At 68.0% G+C, this 1,651-nt stretch carries 2 protein-coding genes; both read right to left on the reverse strand.

Annotation, left to right across the window (positions count from 1 at the left end; genetic code table 11):
- A partial coding sequence (gene argG, locus FUT87_RS24815) for an argininosuccinate synthase (protein WP_147242724.1) occupies window positions 1-1,056 on the reverse strand: 1,056 nt, incomplete at its 3' end.
- Window positions 1,057-1,213: 157 nt separating this feature from the next.
- Window positions 1,214-1,651, reverse strand: a 438-nt coding sequence (locus FUT87_RS24820; protein ID WP_147242725.1) for a YigZ family protein, incomplete at its 5' end; no start/stop codon positions are given.

Genomic DNA, 1,651 nt, shown 5'->3' on the forward strand with positions numbered 1-1,651 from the left:
CCAGCGCTGGGCGGTCTCGCGCAGCATCAGGCACTGCGGGTCGAACCAGCGGCCCTGGTACAGCAGGCGGCCGAGCTTCATGCCGTTCATGCGGTACTGCTCGATCGTGTCCTCGTTGTGGATGCCGGTGACCAGGCGCTCGTAGGCGATGTGCAGCAGCGCCATGCCGGGGGCTTCGTAGATGCCGCGCGACTTGGCTTCGATGATGCGGTTCTCGATCTGGTCGCACATACCCAGGCCGTGGCGGCCGCCGATGCGGTTGGCTTCCATGAAGAGTTCGACCGCGTTCGCGAACTGCTGGCCGTTGAGCGCGACGGGCACGCCTTCCTCGAAGCGCACGGTCACCGTCTCGGCCTTGATCGCGACGTCGTCCTTCCAGAAGGCCACGCCCATGATCGGGTTGACGATGTTCATGCCCTTGTTGAGGAACTCCAGGTCCTTGGCCTCGTGGGTGGCGCCCAGCATGTTGGAGTCGGTCGAGTAGGCCTTCTCCACGCTCATCTTGTAGTCGAAGCCATTGGCGATGAGGTATTCGCTCATCTCCTTGCGGCCGCCGAGTTCATCGATGAAGGTCTGGTCCAGCCAGGGCTTGTAGATCTTCAGCGCCGGGTTGGCGAGCAGGCCGTAGCGGTAGAAGCGCTCGATGTCGTTGCCCTTGAAGGTCGAGCCGTCGCCCCAGATGTTGACGCCGTCCTCGCGCATGGCCACGACCAGGGCGGTGCCGGTGACGGCGCGGCCCAGCGGCGTGGTGTTGAAGTAGGTGGCGCCGCCGCTCTTGATGTGGAAGGCGCCGCACTGGATGGCGGCGATGCCTTCGGCCACGAGCTGCGCGCGGCAGTCGATCAGGCGGGCGATGTCGGCGCCATAGGCCTTGGCCTTGCGGGGGATCTCGTCGTAGTCGGACTCGTCGGGCTGGCCGAGGTTGGCGGTGTACGCGCAGGGGATCGCGCCCTTGCCGCGCATCCAGTGCACCGCGGCGCTGGTGTCCAGGCCGCCCGAGAAGGCGATGCCGACGCGCTCGCCGGCGGGAATCTTTTGGAGGATGGTTGCGGCCACGGGCAGTCTCGCGCGGAAGTGGGAAAACAGCCGGCGATTCTAGGGCGCGCCCGGCGGGCAGGCTTCGCGGATGGGCGATGGAGAGGTGGCGCCGATAGCAGCCCTTTTAAGGGCCGCTAACCCAGGATTCAGAGGCTAATGGCCCTTAAAAGGGCTTTTATCGCGCTGGAGCCAGTGGATCTTCCGGGCCTGCGAGCCACCCGATCCGGCCTTGCCCCGACTCGCCGAGCGAGGCCATGAAGCCCTCGGCCGCCGACTCCGGCAGCCGCAGCGTGACCTCGACGAGCGCGCCATGCGCCACCTCGACCAGTTCGGCGCCCGCCTTCTCCGCCTCGCGCCGCAGCAGGCCTTCCTGCGCGTAGGGCAGCGTGCAGCGCAGCGTCCGCAGCCGCACCATCGGCACCTTCTCCGCCTTCAGCAGCGCCTGTGCCACCGCGTCGGTGTAGGCCCGCACCAGGCCGCCCGCGCCCAGCTTCACGCCGCCGAAGTAGCGCACCACCGTCGCCAGCACGCCGTCCAGATCCTGGTGCCGCAGCACCTCCAGCATCGGCCGGCCGGCGGTGCCGCCGGGCTCGCCGTCGTCGTTGGCGGCGGA

The sequence above is a fragment of the Mitsuaria sp. TWR114 genome (genome assembly GCF_007997345.1).